The sequence below is a fragment of the Sulfitobacter marinus genome (assembly GCF_900116285.1).
In the GTDB taxonomy this organism is placed as follows: domain Bacteria; phylum Pseudomonadota; class Alphaproteobacteria; order Rhodobacterales; family Rhodobacteraceae; genus Sulfitobacter; species Sulfitobacter marinus.
Genome location: NZ_FPAJ01000008.1, coordinates 1 through 23,888 on the forward strand (window position 1 = coordinate 1; position 23,888 = coordinate 23,888).

A 23,888-nucleotide genomic window follows, 5' to 3' on the forward strand; every position below is an offset into this window, starting at 1 on the left:
TCACCGAGTAAGCTGCCAGCGGGCCCGCCCCGCGACAGCCCAAACCGACCCGAAGGCCGCTCTGGAAACAGCGCGGCCTTTTCTTTTGCACAAGGAGGGCACCGGCAGGCAGCAAAATTTCCCGCGGATATGACCGAATTGACTACAAGGTTACTTTTCAAGCAGGTCAAATGGTCTAGACTTGTCGTATGAGACAAAGTTCATCCATCATTTGCCGGTTTTTTGCCGTGTTGCTGATTTTGTCCCCGCTTGCTGCTGTTGCGGGGGAATTCGACCGCTTTGCTGGCAGCTTCATGGGCGAAGCCGAGTTTATGGTCGACGGTGAGGTCCAGCACCGTGATATGAGCACGACGATCACGCCCACGAAAAACGGGGTTAGAATTAGTTGGACATCCATCAGCCGTCGAAGCGACGGCCGGGTCAAAACGAGGACATATAATATTTTGTTCGAGCCAAGCGGCCGTAAAAATATCTATTCCTCTGCGATGCGCACCAATGTTTTCGGAAAAGATGTTCCGCTGAACCCTCTGAAGGGCGAGCCCTATGTGTGGGCTAGGTTGGATGGTGATACGTTATCGGTCTTTTCGCTCATTATCGATGAAACCGGCGAATACGAGATGCAGGAATATCATCGTACCTTGGTCGCAGAGGGGCTTGAGCTTGAGTTTATCCGCTTGCGCAATGGTGGCGCGCTAAGAGAAATTCGCACCCTTTTGCACCGTATCGACTAACGCCAGTGCCAACCTCTGATATATCGACGCAACGGCAGTATTTATTGTCTTCACTTGAGGAAGCCCAAGCAACGGTGCGGGCCTATGATACCAAGGCCCAGATTGTGGGGATCGGCTATACTTTTGCGCTGAATATCGTAGCCACTGTTATGGGCGGTTTGCCCGGGGACGGAAACGAGGGGCCGCTTTATGTCATCCTGTTTTGGGCCGTGGTGATGGCACCGCTGTTCTTTTTTGGCTATGTTCTGTATCCTTCTCGACGGTCCGCCCCGCAGGTAGATGATGATACAGCGAATGGGGTGGAACGGGTATTATATGTTCAAACGGCGCGCCATAAGACGGTTGCTGATCTAAAAAACTGCTGTATCCAACGCGGATTGGCTGGCCGAACTGGCGTATGAAGTATTGAAGGTGTCAAAGCTGCGCGAACAAAAGCGCCTTAGGTTTATCGTGGCGCTTTATGCCACTGTCTGTGCCTTTGCGCTGCTGGCTATGAAGCAGTTTTTGGCGGTGATCTAGGCGGGGTTAGCACAGAAAGCCCCAAGTTTGCGTGTTCCCGCTGGAAACGTGAACATGAAACGGGAATTCCCCCTTGCCACAGGGGGCGACTCGACCTATAGAGCGCAAGTCTCAGCGGGGTGCGTTTTTACGCGCCCCGTTTGATTTACGATAAAACGCAATGAAGGGCCGTGATGAGGCGTCTCTTCCTCTTCGTTTCTACTCCCAATGAGGGATGATGACATATGGCACAAAGCCAAAACATCCGCATCCGTTTGAAGGCGTTCGATTACCGCGTGTTGGATGCGTCCACACAAGAGATCGTTAACACCGCCAAGCGCACAGGTGCCTCTGTTCGCGGCCCAATCCCGCTGCCGAACAAGATCGAAAAATTCACAGTTCTGCGTGGCCCCCACGTTGACAAGAAATCCCGTGACCAGTTCGAAATCCGCACGCATAAGCGTTTGCTGGATATCGTTGATCCGACCCCCCAGACCGTGGACGCGCTGATGAAGCTCGACCTGGCCGCTGGTGTGGACGTCGAGATCAAGCTGCAGTCATAAGCGTAGGAGGGTAATATTATGTTGCGCTCAGGCGTTATTGCAAAAAAGATGGGCATGACCCGTTTGTTCATGGAAGACGGCAAGCAGATTCCTGTAACCGTTCTCCAGCTCGACAAACTTCAGGTTGTTGCACAGCGTACCACTGAAAAGGACGGCTACACAGCTGTTCAGCTTGGTGCAGGTACAGCCAAGGTCAAGCGTACATCGCAGGCCATGCGCGGTCACTTTGCTACGGCAAAGGTTGAACCAAAGCGTAAGGTTGCGGAGTTCCGCGTAGACCCCGAAGCCATGTTGAATGTCGGCGAAGAAATCATCGCCGATCACTACTTTGCAGGTCAGTATGTTGACGTTGCGGGCACATCCATCGGTAAAGGTTTTGCCGGTGCGATGAAGCGCCACAACTTTGGCGGTCTGCGTGCGACACACGGTGTTTCGATCTCGCACCGTTCGCACGGTTCCACCGGTCAGTGTCAAGATCCCGGTAAGGTTTTCAAAGGCAAGAAAATGGCCGGTCACATGGGTGCTGCCCGTGTTACCACTCAGAACCTTGAAGTTGTCAAAACTGACACTGCCCGTGGTCTGATCATGGTCAAAGGTGCCGTTCCAGGCTCCAAGGGCGGTTGGGTGACTGTTAAGGACGCGGTGAAAAAGCCGTTCCCAGACAGCGCAATCCTGCCCGCCGCTTTGAAATCTGCCGCTGAAGAAGCCGCAAAAGCCGCTGAAGAAGCCGCCGCAGCAGCCGCTGCAGAGGCCGAAGCAGAAGCCAAGCGTCTGGCCGAAGAGCAAGCCGCAACGGAAGCTGCCGCATTGGCAGAGGCCGAAGCGTCCATTGAATCGGACAAAGAAGAAGCTGCTGATCAAAGCGAAACTTTGGACGAGACCAAGAAGGAAGGTGACGAATGAAACTCGATGTCATCAAACTCGACGGTGGTGCAGCTGGATCAATCGACCTGGACGAGGCCCTATTTGGTCTTGAGCCACGCGCCGACATCCTGCACCGCGTCGTCCGCTGGCAGCGCAACAATGCGCAGCAAGGCACGCATAAGGTTAAGACACGGTCCGAGGTCAGCTATTCGACCAAGAAGATCTATCGCCAGAAAGGCACCGGCGGCGCACGCCACGGCGCACGCTCTGCACCGATCTTCCGTTCGGGTGGTATCTACAAGGGGCCAACCCCTCGTAGCCACGGCCATGAGCTGACCAAGAAGTTCCGCAAGCTGGGTCTGCGCCACGCTTTGTCCTCCAAGGCAAAGACTGGCAACCTGGTTATCATCGACGATGCCGCATCCGATGGGAAAACCGCAGCACTGGCCAAGCAGGTTAAGAACCTCGGCTGGAAACGCGCGTTGATCATTGATGGCGCGTCTGTGAACGAAGACTTCTTGCAAGCCGCGCGCAACATCGAAGGTCTGGATATCCTGCCGACGATGGGTGCAAACGTCTATGACATCCTCAAGCGTGACACACTCGTGATCACCAAAGCGGGGATCGAAGCACTGGAGGCCCGTTTGAAATGAGCACCAAGCACCAACACTACGATGTGATCCGCAAGCCGATCATCACCGAGAAAGCAACAATGGCGTCTGAAAACAACGCCGTCGTTTTCGAAGTGGCAATCGACAGCAACAAGCCAATGATCAAAGAAGCTGTTGAAGCTCTCTTTGGTGTCAAGGTGAAGGCCGTGAACACGACCATCACCAAAGGTAAGTCCAAGCGTTTCCGTGGCCAAATGGGCCGCCGCAAGGACGTCAAAAAGGCTTATGTTACACTCGAAGAGGGTAACACCATCGACGTATCCACCGGGTTGTAATCCGGTCGGTGGGTTCGCACCCACCTTACGCAAATCTCAAAAGCCCCTCGCCGGATGGTGGGGGGCTTTTTGCTTTTGCAATGGCAGCCTGCACGGTTCGGCGGGGGCCGCTATATGAAGCGGGATGTCGAGAACAATGCATAATCTTTTGCTAGGTCTTCTGTTCGATCACGATCAGATGGTATGGATGACGGACCGAGCCGAGGAGGCCTGACCATTGAGCCACAACTACTTTAATATCGACATAGCGTTTGTCTTTGCGTTCCTGAACATGGCCGTCGCCTTGGTGCTCGGGGCTATCATCGGGTCCGAGCGTCAGTTCCGGGGCCGGATGGCTGGCTTGCGGACGAATGCGCTCGTCTCGCTGGGGGCTGCTGCCTATGTCACGTTTGCGGCGCTCTTTCCTGATGACATCAACCCCACACGCGTTGCGGCGCAGGTGGTGTCGGGCATCGGTTTTCTGGGCGCGGGCATCATCTTTCGCGACGGGTTCAACATCCAAGGGATCAACACAGCGGCGACCTTGTGGTGTGCTGCTGCCGTCGGGCTGATCTCGGGCACGGGTCATGTGCTTTATGCTGTCGCTTTGACGTCTTTGATTGTGTTCTCGAACTTGGGCCTGCGGCCCGTGGTGAAAAAGCTGAAAAAGGTGGCGGAGAAATCCGCGGGGGCAGGATTGTATTTCGACCTGACGTTTGAATGCAGACTTGAAGACGAGAAACAAATCCGCGCTGCCATTATCGACCACCTGCGTGACGAAGCGTTGGAGCTGTGCCAAATCGTCAGCCGCACCGACAATAAGATCGTCGAAATCGTCGCACAGGTCTGCGGCACCGACGACGCGGCGGCCAAGGTCGAACGGACCGTTTCCAACGTTTCCCTATCCCCCGGCTTGCTGAGGGCAGGCTGGTCCGTCGTCGAGGAAAGCGAAGTGGGTTTTGAGTAGGGGGCGCTAGTTGGGTCGTGCTCTTTTACCCTTGCCTATCGCTTGACGGTTAGCCCCCCAAACCCCCGTTTCGGAACAATTAGAGAGAGGGGGCGTTCTTCAGTATGCCTGCTGAATATTTCGGCCCCATAGCATTTTGGGTGCTGTTGCAAATTCGGCTGGATCATAATGTTGGGGACAACCGATGAACAAAACCGCGCAGCAAAAGATTCTTGAGCATGTCGACTCAAGCGATTTTGCGTGGGCTATACCCATCATGCGCGCGGGGTACGCTGGTCGGGGCCTTGCCTATCTCGTCGTTGCGGGGGTGTCTTTGTGGTCAATCCTGCAAGGTGGGCAAGCCGAAGGTACAAAGGCGGCCATGCAGTCACTGAATGGTATGGTGGGCGCGATGATCGTCGGGCTGATCGCGGCGGGGATGTTTGCCTATGCGATCTGGCGGGCCGTCGACAGCTTGTGGGATCTTGAGGCATACGGGACGTCAGCAAAAGGGATATTGGCGCGGCTTGGTATGTTTGTAACCGGTGCAATACATGCCGGTATCGGTGTGCTGGCAGTCACGGCGCTTGGCGCTGCCTCGTCTGGCTCTGGCGGTAAGGAAATGCTGGATCGTATTTTACAATCGCCAGCAGGTGTATGGGCGGTTGGTCTTGTGGGCATGGTGACAGTCGCGACCGGATTTTACTATTTCAACAAAGCAATTACGCAATCCTACAGAGAGCACCTTCAAGGAAATCACTTTACGCTGCATTGGAACCCGGTTCTGCGGATCGGGCTTGCAGCACAGGGCATCGGGATCATCATCATCGGTGGCCTGATCGCTTATGCGGCCTTAAGCGCGAATGCATCCGAAGCGGGAGGGCTGGGATCAGCCTTTGATTGGTTGGGCGATCAGGCCTACGGCCGTATCTTGGTGGCAGCACTTTGCGTTGGCTTGCTTGGCTTTTCCTTGTTTTGCTTTGTGAATGCAGCATATCGTATTGTTCCAAAAGCATCCGATCGGTCAGTGCAGAGTCTTTCGGCCAAGGTTAAAGAACTCGCGGCCTAAGTCATTTCCTGTCGCTGCATCGCCTAAGAATGCCAAGCAGTGGCGGCGTCCATCGAGAGATACGCGGTAACAAACGCTGAATCTTCGGCAACGTGGTGCTTAGTTCGGCCTGATGGCTTGACCCTATCCCCATCCTAACCTAAACGACCCCATCGGCATCGCCCCGGATTCGTCCGGGGCTGTGTTGTTTTGTGCGTTGGTGGGTTTCATCCACCCTACGCCGGTCAGGCAAAGGGGTTCTTTGTCAGGCATTCAAATTGGGGACCTTCGGGGCCCTATAACCATCTCGACCCCATTTATGGGCGTCGGGCACAAGCAAAACGGAAGACAGAAAACATGGCACTCAAGTCGTATAAACCGACGACGCCAGGCCAGCGTGGGCTGGTACTGATCGACCGTTCGGAGCTTTGGAAAGGCCGCCCGGTCAAATCCCTTACTCAGGGTTTGACCAAATCTGGCGGTCGGAACAACACCGGACGGATCACAATGCGTCGCACAGGCGGTGGGGCAAAGCGCCTTTACCGTATCGTCGATTTCAAGCGCAACAAGCTGGACATGTCCGCGGTTGTCGCACGCATCGAATATGACCCTAACCGGACCGCATTCATCGCACTGATCCAGTACGAAGATGGCGAACAGGCCTACATCCTGGCACCGCAGCGTATTGCTGTTGGCGACAAGGTGATTGCGTCGGCCAAGGCCGACATCAAGCCTGGTAACGCTATGCCATTCTCGGGCATGCCTATCGGTACGATCATTCACAACATCGAAATGAAGCCAGGCAAGGGCGGTCAGATCGCACGTGCTGCCGGTACCTACGCTCAGTTCGTAGGCCGTGATGGTGGATATGCTCAGATCCGTTTGTCCTCGGGCGAACTGCGTCTGGTGCGTCAGGAATGTATGGCCACCGTCGGTGCCGTATCCAACCCTGACAACTCCAACCAGAACTACGGTAAAGCGGGCCGCATGCGTCACAAGGGCATCCGCCCATCTGTGCGTGGTGTTGTTATGAACCCGATCGACCACCCCCATGGTGGTGGTGAAGGCCGGACATCGGGTGGTCGTCACCCTGTTACGCCTTGGGGCAAGCCAACCAAGGGTGCAAAAACCCGCAACAAGAACAAAGCGTCCAGCAAGCTTATCTTACGCTCGCGTCACGCCAAGAAGAAGGGGCGTTAATAGATGTCTCGTTCAGTATGGAAAGGTCCTTTTGTTGACTCTTATGTCCTCAAGAAGGCCGAAGCCTCCCGCGAAAGCGGTCGCAGCGAAGTGATCAAAATCTGGTCGCGCCGTTCAACGATCCTGCCACAGTTTGTTGGCCTGACGTTCGGTGTGTACAACGGTCACAAGCACATCCCTGTAAACGTCAGCGAAGAGATGATTGGTCAGAAGTTTGGTGAATATTCGCCAACTCGCACCTATTATGGTCACGCAGCCGACAAAAAAGCGAAGCGGAAATAAGCCATGAGCAAGGATAAGAATCCCCGCCGCGTGGCCGACAACGAAGCCCGTGCAAAACTGCGCATGCTTCGTACCAGCCCGCAGAAACTGAACCTCGTCGCCGCGATGATCCGCGGCAAGAAGGTAGACAAGGCCCTCACGGACCTGACCTTCTCGAAAAAGCGGATCGCAGCAGATGTGAAGAAATGTCTTCAGTCCGCAATCGCGAACGGTGAAAACAACCACAACCTTGACGTGGATGAGCTGGTCGTTGCCGAAGCATATGTCGGTAAGAACCTGATCATGAAACGTGGTCGCCCACGTGCGCGTGGCCGTTTCGGTAAGATCATCAAGCCGTTTTCGGAAATCACGATTGTCGTGCGTCAAGTTGAGGAGCAAGCATAATGGGTAACAAAGTAAACCCGATCGGTATGCGTCTTCAGGTCAACCGCACCTGGGACAGCCGCTGGTACGCTGACACGAAGGACTATGGTGATCTTCTGCTGGAAGACCTCGCCATCCGTGCCTTCATCAAGAAAGAATGTGCACAGGCCGGTATCGCCCGTGTGATCATCGAACGCCCACACAAGAAGTGCCGCGTTACGATCCACACAGCACGTCCCGGTGTGATCATTGGTAAAAAAGGTGCAGACATCGAAGGTCTGCGTCAGAAAATCGCCAAGATCACCAAGTCTGACCTGCACCTCAACATCGTTGAAGTTCGCAAGCCTGAGCTGGACGCCGCACTTGTTGGTGAATCCATCGCACAGCAACTGGAACGCCGGGTGTCTTTCCGTCGCGCCATGAAGCGTGCCGTACAGAACGCCATGCGTATGGGTGCCCTTGGTATCCGCGTGAACGTTGCTGGTCGTCTGGGTGGAGCAGAAATCGCGCGTACCGAATGGTACCGTGAAGGCCGCGTGCCGCTCCACACTCTGCGTGCTGACATCGATTACGCACATGTCGAAGCGATGACGGCCTATGGCATCATCGGGATCAAGACCTGGATCTTCAAAGGCGAGATCATGGAGCATGACCCGGCAGCGCGTGACCGTAAGGCACAAGAAATGCAAGACGGCCCAGCACCTCGCGGTGCCGGCGGTCGTCGCTAAGGGGGAATGAAAGATGCTACAACCAAAGCGTACGAAATTCCGCAAGCAGCACAAAGGCAAAATCAAGGGTCTTGCAAAGGGCGGGTCTGACCTGAACTTTGGTTCCTTTGGCCTGAAGGCTCTGGAGCCTGAGCGTGTAACAGCGCGTCAGATCGAAGCTGCACGTCGTGCCATGACGCGTCACATGAAGCGTCAAGGCCGTGTCTGGATCCGGATTTTCCCGGATCTGCCAGTCACATCGAAGCCTACCGAAGTCCGTATGGGTAAAGGTAAAGGTTCCGTTGATTACTGGGCATGCCGCGTCAAGCCTGGCCGCGTCATGTTTGAAATCGATGGCGTAAACGAAGACATCGCGCACGAGGCCCTGCGCCTTGCTGCGATGAAGCTGCCGATCAAAACACGCGTTGTGGTCCGCGAGGACTGGTAATCGCGTGGGTTTCACCCACCCTACGTGGGGTGGATGAAACCTATTGACGACCTAATAATTAGAAAGCCCCCGCTGAGAGATCAGCGGGGGCTTTTTTTGACCTCTTTTCATTTGCGCGCCGCAAAATTAGGTTCAGACTGTAGAACCTAGGGAGCCGCCAACTTGCAGAGACAATCGACTCTTTATGTTTTCCTCGATGAGGGAGGTGATCTGAATTTCAGTTCAACAGGTTCAAAGTTTTTCACTTTAACCTGCGTAAGCTTATGTAGACCATTTCTTCTGCACACTAAACTTGATACCTATAAATATGACCTGATAGAGTTTTGGAAAGAGCCACGGATAGATTTAGAATACTTCCACTGCGCTGATGACAATCGGTTTGTCAGAGAGCGTGTATTTTCGCTCTTAGCAGAAGAACTTCCGCGTAAGTCTGTCGACGCAGTCGTGATTGAGAAGTCTAAGACTGGACCGTCCCTGCGTGCGGAAGAAAAGTTTTATCCTAAGATGTTAGGTTACCTTTTACGTTATGCTCTTGAACAATGTCCCAGCGATGTCGCCGAAGTCGTGGTTATAACAGATGCGATTCCGATTAATCGCAAGCGTCGTGCGATTGAAAAATCGATTAAGCAGACGTTAAAGTCTATGCTACCAAAGAAAACACCATATCGGATCATGCATCACGCTTCTAGGGCCCACTACGGTTTACAACTTGCAGACTATCTAAATTGGTCGATCCTAAGGAAATGGGAAAAAGGTGAAGATGAAACATACAAGAAAATTTCGCATCTAGTTAGAAGCGAATTTGAAATATTCCGAACGGGCGTACGCCACTATTATGATAAATGACCTCCCTGACTACCGCTAGGAGAACCCCTTGGGTTCTTATCATCAGGGAGGAACCTTTAATATCTTGTATATACAATTTTTGCCGTAAATACAAGATGAGTTCTTTCGCCTTTGGTGTAGCAATAACTCGCACCCCTCGGCTCGGGCGCGGCGATCTTATTATACGGCGGCACTTGCTGGCCAACCTGTCCCTCTGGCTCTAAGGTAACGCAAAGACCATTCCCCACACAAAGGTCACGCCCCATGAAACATGTCCCTAAGCCCACCACCGACGAAGACCTCATCAAAGAGTTCCTCAACAAAGGCGGCACCATCAAGAAGGGCAAGACCAAGCCGATGCCGGATGATCTGGGGCTTTCCAACAATCAATGGGGCAATAAGCTGACCAAGGAAGAGAAAGCTGCGGTCAAGGAGCAGGAAGAAGCGCGCAAGAAACGGTAGGGTGGGTGAAACCCACCGCTCCGTCATTTCAACGCAAACAACGCGTAAGTTATACCGACGTCACGCCCAAGCGTAGTTGAACGACACCGAGATGCGATCTTCTTCGGACATATTCATCGGGACTTCGTGGCGCAGCCAGCTTTCCCAGAGCAACACATCTCCGACCACAGGCTTGGCATAGACGAACTGGCGCAGTTCCTGTGGGGCGTCTTTCAACCGGCCGGGGGCTGCCATCATCATTGGCAGGCGCGGATCTTCCAACTTCAAAGCGCTCGTGCCTTCGGGCATCGCTACATAGGTCGTGCCGGAAATCACCGAATGCGGGTGGATATGCGCGGTGTGAATGCCACCTTCGGGCAGGATGTTGATCCAGATATCTTCCAGCTTCAGTTTCCGACCGTCCAGATCAAACGCCAGATCCTTGGCAAACGCTTTGACGTGTTTATCCAGCGCCTTTTTTACCGTCTTGAAGATCGGGAACCGCCACGGAAGGTCGGTCAGGGACGCATAGCTGGTGTATCCGGGAAAATCGTTCTGATCAGACCATTCCTGACCAGCCTCGTCATCCTCGGCGATGCTCAGACACGCGGCTTCAAGCTCGGACGGGTCCACAGGTTTGCCGTGCTCCGACAAGGGCGCGCGGTACAGGCGGGTGACGAAAAGGGAATCTATTTGTGACATGACGGACCTTCTACAGCAGGTGGGGCAGGGTGGCGATACGGATTTATACAAAGGTTGCTTGCCAACTGCGTATAACGGCTATAGAGGAACCTTTCACATGAACTCCACCAGAATCATGGTCACCCAGAAGGGGCCTACTGGTGATGTCGAAAGGAACAGGCGATGAACGCCAAGGAACTGCACGACAAGACACCCGATCAGCTTCGGGATGAACTTGTTAATCTGAAAAAAGAAGCTTTCAACCTGCGTTTTCAGCAAGCCACTGGCCAGCTGGAAAACCCTGCACGTTTGAAGACCGTTAAGCGTGACGTTGCACGTGTCAAAACCGTTCTCAACCAGAAAGCCGCAACCGCGGCATCTGCTGAATAATAGGAGCCTGAGAGTATGCCCAAACGTATCCTGACAGGCACCGTGACAAGCGATGCCAACGCACAAACAGTAACCGTATCGGTCGAGCGTCGCTTTACCCACCCGGTTCTGAAAAAGACCATCCGTAAGTCCAAGAAATACCGGGCTCACGATGAGAACAACACATTCAAAGTGGGCGACAGCGTTCGCATCATCGAATGTGCACCAAAGTCGAAAACCAAACGTTGGGAAGTTCTGGAAGCCGCTGAGGCCTAAAGAACTGCTCGTTCGGGCGTGACACCCTTGTTTCCCTTGACTCTGAGGGGCGCAGGGGCCAAACGCACGGACGAGATGCCCGTTTTGGGCAGACCAATTTAATCGAAACCCTGGGGAACGGGCACGCATCGCCCCCCAGAAGGTCGGGAGAAACCAAATGATCCAGATGCAGACCAACCTGGATGTTGCTGACAACAGCGGCGCGCGCCGTGTTCAGTGCATCAAGGTATTGGGTGGTTCCAAGCGTAAATACGCATCCGTCGGCGACGTTATTGTCGTGTCGGTCAAGGAAGCCATCCCTCGCGGTCGTGTGAAAAAGGGTGACGTGCGTAAAGCCGTCGTCGTTCGCACTGCCAAAGAAGTTCGTCGTGACGATGGCACAGCCATCCGTTTCGATCGCAACGCAGCAGTTATCCTGAACAACTCGAACGAGCCCGTAGGTACACGGATCTTCGGACCAGTTGTTCGCGAACTGCGCGCCAAAAACTTCATGAAGATTATCTCGCTTGCGCCGGAGGTGCTGTAATGGCTGCTAAACTTCGCAAAGGTGACAAGGTCATCGTGCTTGCTGGCAAAGACAAGGGTAAGACAGGTTCCATCTCGTCTGTTGACCCAAAGGCCAACAAAGCAATCGTAGACGGTATCAACATGGCAATCCGCGCCACGCGTCAGTCCCAGACGTCGCAAGGTGGTCGTATTCCCAAAGCGATGCCAATCGATCTGAGCAACCTGTCGCTGGTTGATGCCAACGGCAAGGCAACCCGCGTTGGCTTTAAGATCGAAGGCGACAAGAAAGTGCGCTTTGCAAAAACCACGGGGGACGTAATCGATGCTTGATACTGCAACATATACACCCCGCCTCAAGGGCGTTTACAACGACACAATCCGTGCCGCTCTTAAGGAAGAGTTCGGTTACAAGAACGACATGATGGTTCCTCGTTTGGACAAAATCGTTCTGAACATCGGCTGTGGTGCTGAAGCTGTTCGTGACAGCAAGAAAGCAAAATCCGCTCAGGAAGATCTGACAACGATTGCAGGCCAAAAAGCCCTGACAACCATTGCCAAGAAATCCATCGCTGGTTTCCGCGTTCGTGAAGACATGCCTTTGGGTGCGAAAGTTACCCTGCGTGGCGAGCGGATGTATGAATTCCTGGATCGTCTGATCACGATCGCAATGCCACGTATCCGCGACTTCCGCGGCATCAACGGCAAAAGCTTTGACGGTCGTGGCAACTACGCCATGGGCTTGAAAGAGCACATCGTGTTCCCTGAAATCGACTTTGATAAAGTGGATGAGACTTGGGGAATGGACATCGTGATCGCCACCACGGCGAAAACCGACGCTGAAGCGAAGGCACTGTTGAAAGCGTTCAACATGCCCTTCAACTCATAAGCGCGGGGAGGATTTAGATATGGCTAAGAAATCCATGATCGCACGCGAAAAGAAGCGTGAAGCACTGGTCAAGAAGTACGCTGCAAAGCGCGCTGCCTTGAAAGAGATCGTAAGCGATCAAGAGAAGCCCATGGAAGAGCGTTTCCGCGCTTCCTTGGCGCTGGCGAAACTGCCTCGCAACTCCAGCGCTGTGCGTTTGCACAACCGCTGCCAGCTGACAGGCCGTCCGCACGCTTACTATCGTAAACTGAAAATTTCGCGGATCGCGTTGCGGGATCTTGGCTCAAGCGGCCAAATCCCCGGCATGGTCAAGTCGAGCTGGTAAGGAGCGCATCACATGAACGATCCTATCGCAGATATGCTGACACGCATCCGTAACTCCTCGTTGCGCGGTAAATCCACAGTCATGACCCCAGCTTCCAAGCTGCGTGCATGGGTATTGGACGTACTGGCCGACGAAGGTTACATCCGCGGCTATGAAAAGACGACGGGCGCCGACGGCCACCCCGCCATCGAAATCAGCCTCAAGTATTACGAGGGCGAACCTGTTATTCGCGAATTGAAGCGGGTTTCCAAACCCGGTCGTCGCGTCTACATGGGCGTTAATGACATTCCCGTTGTCCGTCAGGGCCTTGGTGTGTCGATTGTCTCCACCCCCAAGGGTGTGATGTCGGATCAGAATGCACGGCACGCCAACGTTGGCGGCGAAGTGCTCTGCACCGTATTCTAAGGAGAACAAAATGTCTCGTATTGGTAAAAAACCGGTCGACCTGCCCAGCGGTGTTTCTGCATCGGTCAGCGGTCAGACCATCGAAGTCAAAGGCCCAAAAGGTACACGTACCTTTAAAGCAACTGACGACGTTACAATGAGTGTCGAAGACAACGTGGTAACAATTACACCACGTGGCAAATCCAAGCGTGCCCGCCAACAGTGGGGCATGAGCCGCACAATGGTTGGCAACTTGGTTACAGGTGTCACCGAAGGTTTCAAGAAAGAGCTTGAGATCCAAGGTGTTGGTTATCGTGCTGCCATGACTGGCAACTCGCTGAAACTGAACCTGGGCCTGTCGCACGACGTTGACTACACACCGCCAGCCGGTGTGACAGTCACGGTACCGAAACAGACCGAGATTGTGGTAGAAGGCATTGACGAACAGCTAGTTGGTCAAGTCGCCGCGAACATCCGCCAATGGCGCAAGCCCGAGCCTTATAAAGGCAAAGGTATCCGCTATAAGGGCGAGTTCGTCTTCCGCAAAGAAGGCAAGAAGAAGTAAGGATAGCTCAGATGGCAAACAGCAAAAGACAACTGTTTCTGAAACGCCGCCTGCGCGTTCGGAACAAGCTTCGTCGGGTCAACGCAGGGCGTCTTCGCCTTTCGGTTCACCGCTCGAACAAAAACATCAGCGCCCAGCTGATCGACGATGTCAAAGGGGTCACATTGGCTTCCGCGTCCTCACTCGAAAAAGATTTGGGTGTTGTTGGCAAGAACAACATCGACGCAGCGACCAAAGTAGGTTCGGCGATTGCCGAGCGTGCTAAAAAGGCCGGTGTGACCGAAGCATATTTTGACCGTGGCGGTTTCCTGTTCCACGGCAAAGTAAAAGCTTTGGCCGATGCAGCCCGCGAAGGCGGTCTGAAAATCTAAGACAGCGTAGGCGGCACGCGATGTGCCGCCTCGATGATCCGGGGGCCCGTCTGGCCCACTAGGATTGACCAAGCAGGCGCTTGCGCCGTACCAAAAGGATGATGCCGCATGGCAAGAGATGACAACCGGGGTGGCAATCGCCGTAACCAACGCGACGAGACCCCAGAATTCGCCGACCGCCTAGTGGCGATCAACCGTGTTTCCAAAACCGTTAAAGGTGGTAAGCGTTTTGGCTTCGCCGCACTTGTCGTTGTTGGTGACCAAAAAGGCCGCGTAGGCTTTGGTAAAGGTAAAGCGAAAGAGGTTCCTGAAGCCATTCGCAAAGCCACCGAGCAAGCCAAGCGCCAAATGATCCGCGTTCAACTGCGCGAAGGTCGCACGCTGCACCACGACATGGAAGGCCGTCACGGCGCCGGTAAAGTGGTTATGCGGACAGCACCAGAAGGTACCGGTATCATCGCCGGTGGTCCAATGCGTGCCGTTTTCGAAATGCTGGGCATCAAGGACGTTGTGTCCAAGTCTATCGGGACGCAGAACCCATACAACATGATCCGCGCCACCATGGACGGTCTGAAAAAAGAATCTTCGCCACGTGCTGTTGCTCAGCGTCGCGGCAAGAAGGTTGCGGACATTCTGCCCAAGCGTGAGGACAATGTTGAATCCTCCGCGCAAGTGGCTGAGGAGGCATAAGCATGGCTAAGACGATTGTAATCAAGCAGGTTGGTTCGCCAATCCGCCGCCCCGCCGACCAGCGCGCTACGTTGATTGGTCTGGGTCTGAACAAAATGCACCGTGTACGCGAGCTGGAAGACACACCTTCCGTCCGCGGCATGATCCGCAAGATCTCTCACATGGTAGAGATCCTCGAAGAAAAAGGCTAAGGTTGCGGTGGGTTTCACCCACCCTACCAACACGCCGTAGGGTGGGTGAAACCCACCTTGAATAGAACGCCTCGCAGGAAACTGCGGGGCGTTTTTTTATGGACAATGGTTAATAAGAGGTTGACGCTTGGGTTGTGCGATCTATTCCGACGCATCTTTTAATCCATGGATATATTATGAAACCTATACTCAAATCGTTTTCGGTTGCTGTTTTGCTCAACATCCTTTGCTTTCCCGTCACCGCAGCGCCTCTTGCTACGGTGGGCGTAAGCCAGACCATTATCGAACATGGAGGCGGATGTAGAAAGTCGTCACCTGCAGGGCAATGTTGTCATGCGGGTTCTAAGCCACTGCATTGCCACTAGGGCATCGCCAGCCATGGTTCGGTGCGGCTTGCTGATCAACTATGCGAAGTAATCGAAACAGGGCACTCGTGACTTGATAACTCTGCTGGGGGTGGCTATACGCCCCCAGTGGCCACCAATCCGCCACAAGAATCATGAAACGCCGCGTTTGGCCGCTCCCGTCGCTGGGGGTCACATCCGGCAAAAGGAGAAGCGACATGAAACTGCATGAACTGTCTGATAACGAAGGTGCCACCAAGAAACGCAAGCGCGTTGGCCGTGGTCCTGGTTCCGGCACCGGTAAAATGGGTGGCCGTGGTATCAAAGGTCAGAAATCCCGTTCGGGTGTAGCAATCAACGGTTACGAAGGCGGTCAAATGCCATTGTACCAACGTCTGCCAAAGCGCGGCTTTACCAAGCCGAACCGCAAAGCATACGCAGTTGTGAACCTGGGCCTGATCCAGAAATTCATCGACGACAAAAAGATCGACGCCGGTGCCGCAATCACCGAAGACGCGCTGATCTCTTCCGGTTTGGTACGTCGCAAGCTGGACGGTGTCCGCGTTCTGGCCAAGGGCGATTTCACCGCCAAGGTTGACCTGCAGGTCACCGGTGCGTCCAAGTCCGCAGTCGAAGCCGTAGAGAAAGCGGGCGGCAAATTGACCGTCACAGCACCTGCCGCGGCGAACGCAGACGCGTAACCTACCCTTTTGCCTTGTGAGCGGGCCGCGTCCCGCTTACATAGTCAATCGAGTTTTCCCAAATGCCGCCCGCCGGAAAACGGCTCGGGCGGCGTTTTTGCAAAGAAAGAGCCCTAATCATGGTATCAGCCGTCGAAAGCATGGCCGCCAACACCAGTTGGTCCGCGTTGGGCAAGGCCACAGACCTTCGCAACCGGATTCTATTCACACTGGGTTTGCTGATCGTTTATCGCCTTGGCACGTTTATTCCTGTTCCCGGCATTGACGGCACCGCGCTACGCCAGTTCATGGAAAGCGCAGGTCAGGGCATCGGCGGCATGGTTTCGATGTTTACCGGCGGCGCGCTTGGCCGCATGGGCATTTTTGCCTTGGGTATCATGCCCTATATTTCGGCCTCGATCATCGTTCAGTTGATGACCTCGATGGTGCCCGCGCTTGAGCAGCTCAAGAAAGAAGGCGAGCAGGGCCGCAAGAAGATTAACCAATATACGCGCTTCGGTACGGTGGCTTTGGCGACCTTGCAGGCCTATGGCTTGGCTGTCTCGCTTGAGGCAGGTGATATCGCGGCCGATCCCGGCATGTATTTCCGTATTGCTTGTATGATCACGCTGGTGGGCGGGACCATGTTCCTGATGTGGCTGGGTGAGCAAATCACCGCACGCGGCATCGGTAATGGTATCTCCTTGATCATCTTCGTCGGTATCATCGCCGAAGTGCCAGCTGCCATTGCGCAGTTCTTCTCTTCGGGTCGTTCCGGTGCGATCAGCCCTGCGGTGATTGTTGGCGTGTTGGTGATGGTCATCGCGACGATCATGTTCGTGGTGTTCATGGAGCGCGCCCTGCGCAAGATCCATATCCAGTACCCGCGCCGTCAAGTAGGCCAAAAGATGTATGATGGTGGGTCGTCGCATCTGCCGGTCAAAGTTAACCCAGCCGGCGTTATCCCTGCGATCTTTGCCAGCTCGTTGTTGCTGTTGCCGGTGACGATCAGCACTTTCTCGGGGAATTCCACGGGCCCTGTTATGTCGCTTTTGCTGGCAAACTTTGGTCCGGGTCAGCCCCTGTACCTGTTGTTCTTCGTCGCGATGATCGTTTTCTTTGCGTATTTCTATACCTTCAACGTCAGCTTTAAGCCGGACGAGGTCGCGGACAACCTAAAGAACCAGAACGGTTTCGTGCCCGGCATTCGCCCTGGCAAGAAAACAGCCGAATATTTGGAGTATGTCGTTAACCGCGTGTTGGTACTGGGTGCCGCATATCTTGCTGCGGTATGTATCCTTCCCGAGATTCTGCGCGGTCAGTTCGCTATTCCATTCTACTTTGGTGGTACTTCAGTTTTGATTGTTGTCTCGGTAACGATGGACACCATCCAACAAGTGCAAAGCCATTTGCTTGCACATCAATACGAGGGGTTGCTTGAGCGGTCACAGTTGCGTGGCAAAACAGGTAAATCCCGCAAAAAACGGAGCCCAGCACGTAAATGAATATTATTCTGCTTGGACCGCCCGGAGCGGGCAAAGGAACACAGGCGCGTCATCTGGTTGAGACACGCAATATGGTTCAGCTTTCGACCGGCGACATGCTGCGCGAAGCAAAAGACAGCGGTACAGAGATGGGCAATATGGTTGCCGATGTCATGGCACGCGGCGATCTGGTCACCGACGAGATTGTGATCGGATTGATCCGAGAAAAGCTGGAAGACACAACCGAGCATGGCGGTTTCATTTTCGACGGTTTCCCCCGCACGTTGGCCCAAGCCACCGCATTGGATGAGCTGCTGAAAGCGACAGGCAAAACGCTTGATCATGTGATTGAGCTGCGGGTGAATGACGATGCGCTGGTTAAACGGATTGCTGGCCGGTCGACCTGTGGTAATTGCGGTGAAGTGTACCACGACGTGACCAAGCCGCAGCCTGCCGATGGCAAATGCAGCAAATGCGGTGCCTCTGATTTCAAGCGCCGGGCCGACGACAACGAAGAAAGCCTGCGCAACCGTTTGATGGAATATTACAAGAAGACATCGCCATTGTTGGGGTATTACTACGCCCACGACCTGCTGAAGCGGGTTGACGGTTTGGCGGATATCAACGTTGTTCAGGCCAGCATCGAGGCAATTCTGGACGCCTGATTGCGTGTCTGGAATGTCGAATTTTTGAATCGGCACCGTTGTATTGGAGCGGTGCCGTTTTCTGTTGAAAATTGGGATTTCGGCACCGCGCCCACAACATCGGCGTCGGAATGCCGCCAGTAAGGCCAATCGTGGGTTGACGCTTGCCCTAAATGGAAATAACCAGCCGTATCTCGAATGAGAATCGAATTGTGCCGGGCCTAGATCAAACCCTGTACATGAACACCTGATCAGCTGCAGCCCGATGGCAATTAACGCCTCGGGCTTCACGTTGTGAAAAAAGGGTCTGGGATCACGGACCCGCAACGAAAAGGAATAGCACACGTGGCACGTATTGCCGGCGTAAACATCCCGACTGCAAAGCGGGTTCCAATCGCCCTCACTTATATCACTGGTATCGGTAACTCTTCGGCTGCGCAAATCTGCGAAGCGGTTGGCATCGATAACACCCGTCGTATCAACGAACTTTCGGATGCCGAAATCCTGAAAATTCGCGAATACATCGACGAAAACTTCTCTGTTGAAGGCGACCTGCGTCGCGAGACACAGATGAACATCAAGCGTCTGATGGACCTTGGTTGCTACCGTGGCCTGCGTCACCGTCGTAACCTGCCGGTTCGTGGTCAGCGTACCCACACCAACGCTCGCACTCGCAAAGGCCCTGCAAAGGCCATTGCTGGTAAGAAGAAATAAGGGGGTCTGATCAATGGCACGCGAAAAGACAAAAACCAAGCGTAAGGTCAGCAAGAACATCGCCGCAGGTGTGGCGCATGTTAACAGCTCCTTCAACAACACAAAAATTCTGATCTCTGACGTTCAGGGCAATGCAATTGCATGGTCTTCGGCCGGCACCATGGGTTTTAAAGGGTCGCGTAAATCGACACCTTACGCCGCCCAAATGGCCGCTGAAGATGTGGGCAAGAAAGCACAAGACCACGGCGTGAAAACGCTGGAAGTCGAAGTGCAAGGCCCAGGTTCGGGCCGTGAAAGCGCATTGCGCGCTTTGGCTGCTGCTGGTTTCAACATCACATCGATCCGTGACGTTACACCAATGGCGCACAACGGTTGCCGCCCCCCAAAGCGCCGCCGCGTCTAAGGGCATATATTATTTATGGGGTCGCGCCTTTGCGTGCGGCCCCGTTCTGCTTTTCTGAAACCTCGGGAGTTTCTTCGCCGTTTGGACATGGGGCAAGAGACAAGAATGGAGGGACGTATGATCCACAAAAATTGGGCTGAATTGATTAAACCACAGCAGTTGGACGTAAAGCCGGGTAATGACCCAGCACGTCAAGCCACTGTGATTGCAGAGCCGCTTGAGCGCGGTTTTGGTTTGACCATGGGCAACGCGCTGCGCCGCGTTCTGATGTCTTCGCTGCAAGGCGCTGCCATCACATCTGTACAAATCGACAATGTTTTGCACGAGTTTTCCAGCGTGTCTGGTGTGCGTGAAGACGTTACCGACATCGTTCTGAACCTCAAGGGTGTTTCCTTGCGCATGGAAGTCGAAGGGCCAAAGCGCCTGTCGATTTCGGCAAAAGGCCCTGGTGTTGTAACCGCGGGTGACATCTCTGAAAGCGCCGGGATCGAGATCCTGAACCGTGATCACGTGATCTGCCACCTGGATGACGGTGCCGACGTATACATGGAACTGACCGTGAACACGGGCAAGGGCTATGTTGCAGCGGATAAGAACAAGCCGGAAGACGCGCCAATCGGGTTGATCCCGATCGATGCGATCTATTCGCCAGTGAAAAAAGTGTCTTATGACGTGCAGCCGACCCGCGAAGGTCAGGTGCTGGATTATGACAAGCTGACGATGAAGGTCGAAACCGACGGTTCGATCACGCCAGACGATGCGGTCGCATTTGCTGCGCGCATTCTGCAAGACCAGCTGGGCATCTTCGTCAACTTCGACGAGCCTGAATCTGCGTCGCGTCAGGATGATGACGATGGTCTGGAATTCAACCCGCTATTGCTTAAGAAAGTAGACGAGTTGGAACTGTCTGTTCGTTCCGCGAACTGCCTTAAGAACGACAATATCGTATATATTGGCGATCTGATCCAGAAGACCGAAGCCGAAATGCTGCGCACGCCGAACTTTGGCCGCAAGTCCTTGAACGAAATCAAGGAAGTGCTGTCGGGTATGGGTCTGCACCTTGGTATGGACGTCGAGGATTGGCCACCGGACAACATCGAAGATCTCGCCAAGAAGTTCGAGGATTCGTTCTAAGAATTCATGCGGTGGGGAGCGATCCCCACCACATGCAAGACTGGGCCAAGAGGGCCCCAAGGAGAGTTGGCGCTACGCACGTCAGCCGGACAAAGTAAAACCGCCCGTAGAGGGCATATCGTTGGAGACTAGAAAATGCGTCACGCACGTGGTTACCGCCGCCTGAACCGTACTCATGAACACCGTAAAGCGCTGTTCGCGAACATGGCAGGCTCGCTCATCGAACATGAGCAAATCAAAACAACTTTGCCAAAAGCAAAAGAATTGAAGCCGATCATCGAAAAGATGATCACGCTTGCCAAACGCGGTGATCTGCACGCGCGCCGTCAGGCAGCAAGCAAGCTGAAGCAGGACCAGTATGTCGCGAAATTGTTCGACATCCTTGGCCCACGCTACAAAGACCGTCAGGGCGGCTATGTACGCGTGTTGAAAGCGGGCTTCCGCTATGGCGACATGGCACCGATGGCCATCATTGAATTCGTAGATCGCGACCGCGACGCGAAAGGTGCGGGCGACAAGGTCCGCGTTGCAGCATACGAAGTTGCCGAAGACTAAAGCCAACCGCTTTACCTAAGATTTTCAAAGCCCCTGCCTGTGCAGGGGCTTTTTGCTTTTATGCCTTCGGCGAGGATTTTAGACCATTTGGAATAAGGGTGTTGCGCAAGGCCCTTTGGCTGCGCATATCTTGGGGTATGAGATATCTCCTGATCCTGCTTTCCCTGATTGCGCTGCCGCTTCATGCGCAAACGGTGCCGACATCTGCTGTGCAAATGCAGCTAAGCTTTGCGCCCTTGGTAAAAGAGGCGACCCCAGCCGTCGTTAACATTTATGCGCGTCAGATCGTGCAAAGCAGCAGGACACCCCTGCAAGCCGATCCCTTTTTCGAACGCTTTTTTCAAAGCCCTGATGCCGGACGCCCGCGGGTGCAAAATTCCCTTGGGTCGGGGGTGATATTGTCCGAGGACGGGGTTGTGGTGTCGAATTACCATGTTGTTGGCATGGCGACTGACATCCGTATCGTGCTTGCAGACCGCCGTGAATTTTCAGCCCGTGTGATGCTGAGCGATGCAGAGAGCGATCTGGCGATCCTCAAGATTGACGATGTGGCAGACCTGCCGTTTCTGACCTTGCGCAACAGCGATGATGTCGAGGTTGGCGAGCTTGCGCTGGCCATTGGTAACCCTTTTGGTGTTGGCCAGACGGTGAGCAGCGGCATCGTTTCTGGGCTTGCGCGGTCGGGTGGCATGAATGGCGGCGGGCAGGGGTATTTCATCCAAACCGACGCGCCAATCAATCCGGGCAATTCCGGCGGCGCGCTGATTGATATGCAAGGTGAACTGATCGGGATCAACACATCAATCCTGACCAGTTCGGGTGGATCAAATGGCATCGGTTTTGCGATCCCCGCCAATCTGGTCACAGCGTTTGTGGATCAGGCGCGCGATGGGGCCACGCGTTTTGCGCGGCCTTGGGCAGGGTTAAGCGGGCAGGCGGTGGATGCGGATATGGCCGCACCTTTGGGCCTGGATCGGCCCGGCGGTATTATTCTATCTGGATTGCATCCGGTCAGCCCGTTTCTTGCGGCGGGGTTTCGCGTGGGCGATGTGATCATTGCCGTTGACGGTCAGGACGTGCATTCGCCAGCCGAGATGATTTACCGGATGAGCGTGGCCGGTTTGGGTAAAGAAGCCGTCATCACGCGCTTGCGTGAAGGTGTGCAGAGCGATGTTTTGGTGTCGTTGATCGAAGCACCAGAAGAGCCGCCGCGCGATGAGGTCGTGTTGAGCGATCGCGAGTTGTTGCCGGGTCTGAAACTGGCGCGGATCAATCCGGCAGTTCTGTCCGAGCTGAACCTGTCGCTTGAGGTCGGAGGTGTTGCCGTGATGGATGTTGGTGCCTTTGGCCTTCGGGTTGGGCTGCGCCGGGGCGATGTCATTTTGGCTGTGAATGGGCAAAATGTGCGAACCCCTGCGCAAGTGCGGGCCGCGTTCAAAGGCAAACGCAGTGCCGAATTATTTGTGCAGCGTGGCGGACAGCGGTTGTCCCTGCGGTTTCGGATTTAGCCCGTGGCGGATCTATTCGGCAGTCCAGAAGTCGTAGCAGAAGGCGGGCATCGCCCGCTTGCGGACCGGTTGCGACCAAAATCGCTGGCCGAGGTGATCGGACAACGCCAGGTATTGGGGCCGGACGCGCCGTTGACGGTGATGCTGGAATCGGGGTCTTTGGGATCGCTGATTTTCTGGGGGCCACCCGGTGTCGGCAAGACCACGATCGCGCGGCTGCTTGCGGCTGAGACCGATCTGCATTTCGTCCAGATCAGTGCGATTTTCAGCGGTGTTCCTGAATTGCGTAAGGTGTTTGAGGCCGCGAAAATCAGGCGACAGAACGGGCAGGGCACCTTGCTGTTTGTCGATGAAATCCACCGTTTCAACAAGGCGCAGCAAGACGGCTTCCTGCCGCATATGGAGGATGGCACGATCCTGCTGGTGGGCGCGACCACGGAAAACCCGTCATTCGAGTTGAACGCCGCTGTGTTGAGCCGGTCACAGGTGTTGGTGCTTGAGCGGTTGCCGCAGGACGATCTTGAGCTTCTGGCCCTGCGCGCAGAGGCAGAGTTGGACCGGCCCTTGCCGCTAGACAGTGCGGCGCGGGAAAACCTGCTGGAAATGGCCGATGGGGATGGGCGTGCCTTGCTGAACCTGATCGAACAGGTTGCGGCGTGGAAAGTGGACGGCCTGTTGGACGGAAAGGCGCTATCGGCGCGGTTGATGCGGCGAGCGGCACAATACGACAAGGGTGGGGATGCGCATTATAATCTGATCTCGGCGCTGCATAAATCGGTGCGGGGGTCAGACCCTGATGCGTCGCTTTATTGGTTGGCGCGGATGTTGGAGGGGGGCGAAGACCCGCGTTATCTGATGCGTCGGATCACGCGCATGGCTGTCGAGGACATCGGGCTGGCTGATCCTCAGGCGCAAGCGATCTGCTTGCAGTCATGGGAAACCTACGAGCGGCTCGGATCGCCCGAGGGGGAGTTGGCGCTGGCGCAGGCTGTGACTTATCTGGCGTTGGCCCCCAAGTCGAACGCGGCTTATGTCGCGTATAAATCCGCCCGCCGTGCCGCCAAACAGACCGGCTCTGCCCCGCCGCCCAAACATATCATGAATGCGCCCACCAACCTGATGAAAGATCAGGGGTACGGCGCGGGCTATGCCTATGATCACGATGCGGAAGACGGATTTTCGGGGCAAAATTACTTTCCCGACGGGATGGAGCGGCCGCAGCTGTATCAGCCCGTTGAGCGCGGCTTTGAACGTGACCTGAAAAAGCGGTTGGATTATTTTGAAAAGCTGCGTGCGACGCGCAAAACTTGACAATCCGCGCGCAACGCGTGACAGA

At 54.7% G+C, this 23,888-nt stretch carries 36 protein-coding genes; 35 read left to right on the forward strand and 1 reads right to left on the reverse strand.

The genetic code is table 11. The annotated features are described in order from the left end of the window. Window positions 1-188 precede the first annotated feature (188 nt). From BM347_RS16580 to BM347_RS16650, 15 genes are all read left to right on the forward strand, one after another. Window positions 189-731 carry a hypothetical protein gene (locus tag BM347_RS16580; RefSeq protein ID WP_175498610.1) on the forward strand — a complete coding sequence of 181 codons (543 nt, stop codon included), beginning with the start codon at window positions 189-191 and terminating at the stop codon, window positions 729-731. A 44-nt stretch (window positions 732-775) separates the two neighbouring features. Beyond that, on the forward strand, window positions 776-1,132 hold the full coding sequence (locus BM347_RS16585; RefSeq protein ID WP_139226522.1) for a hypothetical protein: 357 nt from the start codon (window positions 776-778) through the stop codon (window positions 1,130-1,132). 342 nt (window positions 1,133-1,474) lie between these two features. Then, on the forward strand, window positions 1,475-1,792 hold the full coding sequence (gene rpsJ / locus BM347_RS16590; RefSeq protein WP_005849850.1) for a 30S ribosomal protein S10: 318 nt from the start codon (window positions 1,475-1,477) through the stop codon (window positions 1,790-1,792). Between the two features lie 18 nt (window positions 1,793-1,810). Beyond that, entirely contained in the window at window positions 1,811-2,695 is an 885-nt protein-coding gene (gene rplC / locus BM347_RS16595) for a 50S ribosomal protein L3 (protein WP_093917632.1), read from the forward strand. Next, entirely contained in the window at window positions 2,692-3,309 is a 618-nt protein-coding gene (rplD, locus tag BM347_RS16600) for a 50S ribosomal protein L4 (protein ID WP_093917633.1), read from the forward strand. The genes rplC and rplD overlap by 4 nt, the downstream gene beginning before the upstream one ends. Further along, complete coding sequence (locus tag BM347_RS16605) at window positions 3,306-3,602, forward strand: 50S ribosomal protein L23 (protein ID WP_093917634.1); 297 nt, start codon at window positions 3,306-3,308, stop codon at window positions 3,600-3,602. The genes rplD and BM347_RS16605 overlap by 4 nt, the downstream gene beginning before the upstream one ends. A 217-nt stretch (window positions 3,603-3,819) precedes the next feature. Further along, window positions 3,820-4,548 (forward strand): MgtC/SapB family protein, encoded by a 729-nt coding sequence (locus BM347_RS16610; protein ID WP_245764305.1) that lies wholly within the window; start codon window positions 3,820-3,822, stop codon window positions 4,546-4,548. 184 nt (window positions 4,549-4,732) lie between these two features. Then, window positions 4,733-5,596, forward strand: a complete 864-nt coding sequence (locus BM347_RS16615; RefSeq protein WP_093917636.1) for a DUF1206 domain-containing protein — start codon at window positions 4,733-4,735, stop codon at window positions 5,594-5,596. 336 nt (window positions 5,597-5,932) lie between these two features. Beyond that, complete coding sequence (rplB, locus tag BM347_RS16620; RefSeq protein ID WP_093917637.1) at window positions 5,933-6,775, forward strand: 50S ribosomal protein L2; 843 nt, start codon at window positions 5,933-5,935, stop codon at window positions 6,773-6,775. Window positions 6,776-6,778: 3 nt separating this feature from the next. Beyond that, window positions 6,779-7,057 carry a 30S ribosomal protein S19 gene (gene rpsS / locus BM347_RS16625; protein ID WP_005849833.1) on the forward strand — a complete coding sequence of 93 codons (279 nt, stop codon included), beginning with the start codon at window positions 6,779-6,781 and terminating at the stop codon, window positions 7,055-7,057. A 3-nt stretch (window positions 7,058-7,060) separates the two neighbouring features. Beyond that, a complete protein-coding gene (gene rplV / locus BM347_RS16630; RefSeq protein WP_008228597.1) occupies window positions 7,061-7,441 on the forward strand; it encodes a 50S ribosomal protein L22 in 381 nt (126 codons plus the stop codon). Next, entirely contained in the window at window positions 7,441-8,148 is a 708-nt protein-coding gene (gene rpsC / locus BM347_RS16635) for a 30S ribosomal protein S3 (protein WP_093917638.1), read from the forward strand. The genes rplV and rpsC overlap by 1 nt, the downstream gene beginning before the upstream one ends. 13 nt (window positions 8,149-8,161) lie before the next feature. Next, window positions 8,162-8,575, forward strand: a complete 414-nt coding sequence (rplP, locus tag BM347_RS16640) for a 50S ribosomal protein L16 (protein WP_093917639.1) — start codon at window positions 8,162-8,164, stop codon at window positions 8,573-8,575. A 162-nt stretch (window positions 8,576-8,737) separates the two neighbouring features. Beyond that, complete coding sequence (locus BM347_RS16645; protein ID WP_139226524.1) at window positions 8,738-9,421, forward strand: DUF3800 domain-containing protein; 684 nt, start codon at window positions 8,738-8,740, stop codon at window positions 9,419-9,421. A gap of 243 nt (window positions 9,422-9,664) precedes the next feature. After that, window positions 9,665-9,862, forward strand: a complete 198-nt coding sequence (locus BM347_RS16650) for a hypothetical protein (RefSeq protein WP_093917640.1) — start codon at window positions 9,665-9,667, stop codon at window positions 9,860-9,862. 60 nt (window positions 9,863-9,922) lie between these two features. Here BM347_RS16650 and BM347_RS16655 read toward each other — a convergent pair whose 3' ends face one another. Next, window positions 9,923-10,543 (reverse strand): TIGR02466 family protein, encoded by a 621-nt coding sequence (locus BM347_RS16655; protein WP_093917641.1) that lies wholly within the window; start codon window positions 10,541-10,543, stop codon window positions 9,923-9,925. A gap of 162 nt (window positions 10,544-10,705) precedes the next feature. Here BM347_RS16655 and rpmC point away from each other — a divergent pair, with 162 nt between their 5' ends. The 20 genes from rpmC (at window position 10,706) to BM347_RS16760 (ending at window position 23,863) form a co-directional block, all read left to right on the forward strand. Beyond that, on the forward strand, window positions 10,706-10,912 hold the full coding sequence (rpmC, locus tag BM347_RS16660) for a 50S ribosomal protein L29 (protein WP_093917642.1): 207 nt from the start codon (window positions 10,706-10,708) through the stop codon (window positions 10,910-10,912). Between the two features lie 15 nt (window positions 10,913-10,927). Then, window positions 10,928-11,167: a 30S ribosomal protein S17 gene (gene rpsQ / locus BM347_RS16665; protein WP_093917643.1), complete on the forward strand. Its 240-nt coding sequence runs from the start codon at window positions 10,928-10,930 to the stop codon at window positions 11,165-11,167. Window positions 11,168-11,324: 157 nt separating this feature from the next. Next, on the forward strand, window positions 11,325-11,693 hold the full coding sequence (rplN, locus tag BM347_RS16670; RefSeq protein ID WP_093917644.1) for a 50S ribosomal protein L14: 369 nt from the start codon (window positions 11,325-11,327) through the stop codon (window positions 11,691-11,693). Further along, window positions 11,693-12,004 (forward strand): 50S ribosomal protein L24, encoded by a 312-nt coding sequence (gene rplX / locus BM347_RS16675; RefSeq protein WP_093731778.1) that lies wholly within the window; start codon window positions 11,693-11,695, stop codon window positions 12,002-12,004. The genes rplN and rplX overlap by 1 nt, the downstream gene beginning before the upstream one ends. Next, window positions 11,997-12,560, forward strand: a complete 564-nt coding sequence (rplE, locus tag BM347_RS16680) for a 50S ribosomal protein L5 (RefSeq protein WP_093917645.1) — start codon at window positions 11,997-11,999, stop codon at window positions 12,558-12,560. The genes rplX and rplE overlap by 8 nt, the downstream gene beginning before the upstream one ends. 19 nt (window positions 12,561-12,579) lie before the next feature. Continuing rightward, complete coding sequence (rpsN, locus tag BM347_RS16685; RefSeq protein WP_093917646.1) at window positions 12,580-12,885, forward strand: 30S ribosomal protein S14; 306 nt, start codon at window positions 12,580-12,582, stop codon at window positions 12,883-12,885. Between the two features lie 12 nt (window positions 12,886-12,897). After that, entirely contained in the window at window positions 12,898-13,290 is a 393-nt protein-coding gene (gene rpsH, locus BM347_RS16690; RefSeq protein WP_093917647.1) for a 30S ribosomal protein S8, read from the forward strand. 10 nt (window positions 13,291-13,300) lie between these two features. Beyond that, window positions 13,301-13,834, forward strand: a complete 534-nt coding sequence (gene rplF / locus BM347_RS16695) for a 50S ribosomal protein L6 (protein ID WP_093917648.1) — start codon at window positions 13,301-13,303, stop codon at window positions 13,832-13,834. 11 nt (window positions 13,835-13,845) lie between these two features. After that, window positions 13,846-14,205 carry a 50S ribosomal protein L18 gene (gene rplR / locus BM347_RS16700; protein WP_093917649.1) on the forward strand — a complete coding sequence of 120 codons (360 nt, stop codon included), beginning with the start codon at window positions 13,846-13,848 and terminating at the stop codon, window positions 14,203-14,205. Between the two features lie 108 nt (window positions 14,206-14,313). Continuing rightward, window positions 14,314-14,895, forward strand: a complete 582-nt coding sequence (gene rpsE / locus BM347_RS16705; RefSeq protein WP_093917650.1) for a 30S ribosomal protein S5 — start codon at window positions 14,314-14,316, stop codon at window positions 14,893-14,895. Window positions 14,896-14,897: 2 nt separating this feature from the next. Then, on the forward strand, window positions 14,898-15,086 hold the full coding sequence (gene rpmD / locus BM347_RS16710) for a 50S ribosomal protein L30 (protein WP_093917651.1): 189 nt from the start codon (window positions 14,898-14,900) through the stop codon (window positions 15,084-15,086). Window positions 15,087-15,648: 562 nt separating this feature from the next. After that, window positions 15,649-16,131, forward strand: coding sequence for a 50S ribosomal protein L15 (gene rplO / locus BM347_RS16720; protein ID WP_093917653.1), 483 nt, complete (start codon window positions 15,649-15,651; stop codon window positions 16,129-16,131). Window positions 16,132-16,250: 119 nt separating this feature from the next. Further along, window positions 16,251-17,615 (forward strand): preprotein translocase subunit SecY, encoded by a 1,365-nt coding sequence (gene secY, locus BM347_RS16725; protein ID WP_093917654.1) that lies wholly within the window; start codon window positions 16,251-16,253, stop codon window positions 17,613-17,615. After that, window positions 17,612-18,259: an adenylate kinase gene (locus tag BM347_RS16730; protein ID WP_093917655.1), complete on the forward strand. Its 648-nt coding sequence runs from the start codon at window positions 17,612-17,614 to the stop codon at window positions 18,257-18,259. Before secY ends, BM347_RS16730 begins: the two co-directional genes overlap by 4 nt. Window positions 18,260-18,583: 324 nt before the next feature. Beyond that, entirely contained in the window at window positions 18,584-18,952 is a 369-nt protein-coding gene (gene rpsM, locus BM347_RS16735; RefSeq protein WP_093917683.1) for a 30S ribosomal protein S13, read from the forward strand. Window positions 18,953-18,965: 13 nt separating this feature from the next. Continuing rightward, on the forward strand, window positions 18,966-19,355 hold the full coding sequence (gene rpsK, locus BM347_RS16740; RefSeq protein ID WP_008226467.1) for a 30S ribosomal protein S11: 390 nt from the start codon (window positions 18,966-18,968) through the stop codon (window positions 19,353-19,355). A 117-nt stretch (window positions 19,356-19,472) separates the two neighbouring features. Next, window positions 19,473-20,489, forward strand: coding sequence for a DNA-directed RNA polymerase subunit alpha (locus tag BM347_RS16745; protein WP_093917656.1), 1,017 nt, complete (start codon window positions 19,473-19,475; stop codon window positions 20,487-20,489). Between the two features lie 135 nt (window positions 20,490-20,624). Further along, window positions 20,625-21,044, forward strand: a complete 420-nt coding sequence (gene rplQ, locus BM347_RS16750; RefSeq protein ID WP_093917657.1) for a 50S ribosomal protein L17 — start codon at window positions 20,625-20,627, stop codon at window positions 21,042-21,044. 137 nt (window positions 21,045-21,181) lie between these two features. After that, window positions 21,182-22,552 carry a trypsin-like peptidase domain-containing protein gene (locus BM347_RS16755; RefSeq protein WP_093917658.1) on the forward strand — a complete coding sequence of 457 codons (1,371 nt, stop codon included), beginning with the start codon at window positions 21,182-21,184 and terminating at the stop codon, window positions 22,550-22,552. Window positions 22,553-22,555: 3 nt separating this feature from the next. Continuing rightward, window positions 22,556-23,863, forward strand: coding sequence for a replication-associated recombination protein A (locus tag BM347_RS16760; RefSeq protein ID WP_093917659.1), 1,308 nt, complete (start codon window positions 22,556-22,558; stop codon window positions 23,861-23,863). Window positions 23,864-23,888: the final 25 nt, after the last annotated feature.

Excerpts from the sequence above, each read along its gene's own strand:
- BM347_RS16580 (WP_175498610.1), top strand. The coding sequence starts at position 189 with ATGAGACAAAGTTCATCCATCATTTGCCGGTTTTTTGCCGTGTTGCTG.
- rpsJ (WP_005849850.1), top strand. The coding sequence starts at position 1,475 with ATGGCACAAAGCCAAAACATCCGCATCCGTTTGAAGGCGTTCGATTAC.
- rplC (WP_093917632.1), top strand. The coding sequence starts at position 1,811 with ATGTTGCGCTCAGGCGTTATTGCAAAAAAGATGGGCATGACCCGTTTG.
- rplD (WP_093917633.1), top strand. The coding sequence starts at position 2,692 with ATGAAACTCGATGTCATCAAACTCGACGGTGGTGCAGCTGGATCAATC.
- BM347_RS16605 (WP_093917634.1), top strand. The coding sequence starts at position 3,306 with ATGAGCACCAAGCACCAACACTACGATGTGATCCGCAAGCCGATCATC.
- BM347_RS16615 (WP_093917636.1), top strand. The coding sequence starts at position 4,733 with ATGAACAAAACCGCGCAGCAAAAGATTCTTGAGCATGTCGACTCAAGC.
- rplB (WP_093917637.1), top strand. The coding sequence starts at position 5,933 with ATGGCACTCAAGTCGTATAAACCGACGACGCCAGGCCAGCGTGGGCTG.
- rpsS (WP_005849833.1), top strand. The coding sequence starts at position 6,779 with ATGTCTCGTTCAGTATGGAAAGGTCCTTTTGTTGACTCTTATGTCCTC.
- rplV (WP_008228597.1), top strand. The coding sequence starts at position 7,061 with ATGAGCAAGGATAAGAATCCCCGCCGCGTGGCCGACAACGAAGCCCGT.
- rpsC (WP_093917638.1), top strand. The coding sequence starts at position 7,441 with ATGGGTAACAAAGTAAACCCGATCGGTATGCGTCTTCAGGTCAACCGC.
- rplP (WP_093917639.1), top strand. The coding sequence starts at position 8,162 with ATGCTACAACCAAAGCGTACGAAATTCCGCAAGCAGCACAAAGGCAAA.
- BM347_RS16650 (WP_093917640.1), top strand. The coding sequence starts at position 9,665 with ATGAAACATGTCCCTAAGCCCACCACCGACGAAGACCTCATCAAAGAG.
- BM347_RS16655 (WP_093917641.1), bottom strand. The coding sequence starts at position 10,543 with ATGTCACAAATAGATTCCCTTTTCGTCACCCGCCTGTACCGCGCGCCC.
- rpmC (WP_093917642.1), top strand. The coding sequence starts at position 10,706 with ATGAACGCCAAGGAACTGCACGACAAGACACCCGATCAGCTTCGGGAT.
- rpsQ (WP_093917643.1), top strand. The coding sequence starts at position 10,928 with ATGCCCAAACGTATCCTGACAGGCACCGTGACAAGCGATGCCAACGCA.
- rplN (WP_093917644.1), top strand. The coding sequence starts at position 11,325 with ATGATCCAGATGCAGACCAACCTGGATGTTGCTGACAACAGCGGCGCG.
- rplX (WP_093731778.1), top strand. The coding sequence starts at position 11,693 with ATGGCTGCTAAACTTCGCAAAGGTGACAAGGTCATCGTGCTTGCTGGC.
- rplE (WP_093917645.1), top strand. The coding sequence starts at position 11,997 with ATGCTTGATACTGCAACATATACACCCCGCCTCAAGGGCGTTTACAAC.
- rpsN (WP_093917646.1), top strand. The coding sequence starts at position 12,580 with ATGGCTAAGAAATCCATGATCGCACGCGAAAAGAAGCGTGAAGCACTG.
- rpsH (WP_093917647.1), top strand. The coding sequence starts at position 12,898 with ATGAACGATCCTATCGCAGATATGCTGACACGCATCCGTAACTCCTCG.
- rplF (WP_093917648.1), top strand. The coding sequence starts at position 13,301 with ATGTCTCGTATTGGTAAAAAACCGGTCGACCTGCCCAGCGGTGTTTCT.
- rplR (WP_093917649.1), top strand. The coding sequence starts at position 13,846 with ATGGCAAACAGCAAAAGACAACTGTTTCTGAAACGCCGCCTGCGCGTT.
- rpsE (WP_093917650.1), top strand. The coding sequence starts at position 14,314 with ATGGCAAGAGATGACAACCGGGGTGGCAATCGCCGTAACCAACGCGAC.
- rpmD (WP_093917651.1), top strand. The coding sequence starts at position 14,898 with ATGGCTAAGACGATTGTAATCAAGCAGGTTGGTTCGCCAATCCGCCGC.
- rplO (WP_093917653.1), top strand. The coding sequence starts at position 15,649 with ATGAAACTGCATGAACTGTCTGATAACGAAGGTGCCACCAAGAAACGC.
- secY (WP_093917654.1), top strand. The coding sequence starts at position 16,251 with ATGGTATCAGCCGTCGAAAGCATGGCCGCCAACACCAGTTGGTCCGCG.
- BM347_RS16730 (WP_093917655.1), top strand. The coding sequence starts at position 17,612 with ATGAATATTATTCTGCTTGGACCGCCCGGAGCGGGCAAAGGAACACAG.
- rpsK (WP_008226467.1), top strand. The coding sequence starts at position 18,966 with ATGGCACGCGAAAAGACAAAAACCAAGCGTAAGGTCAGCAAGAACATC.
- BM347_RS16745 (WP_093917656.1), top strand. The coding sequence starts at position 19,473 with ATGATCCACAAAAATTGGGCTGAATTGATTAAACCACAGCAGTTGGAC.
- rplQ (WP_093917657.1), top strand. The coding sequence starts at position 20,625 with ATGCGTCACGCACGTGGTTACCGCCGCCTGAACCGTACTCATGAACAC.
- BM347_RS16755 (WP_093917658.1), top strand. The coding sequence starts at position 21,182 with ATGAGATATCTCCTGATCCTGCTTTCCCTGATTGCGCTGCCGCTTCAT.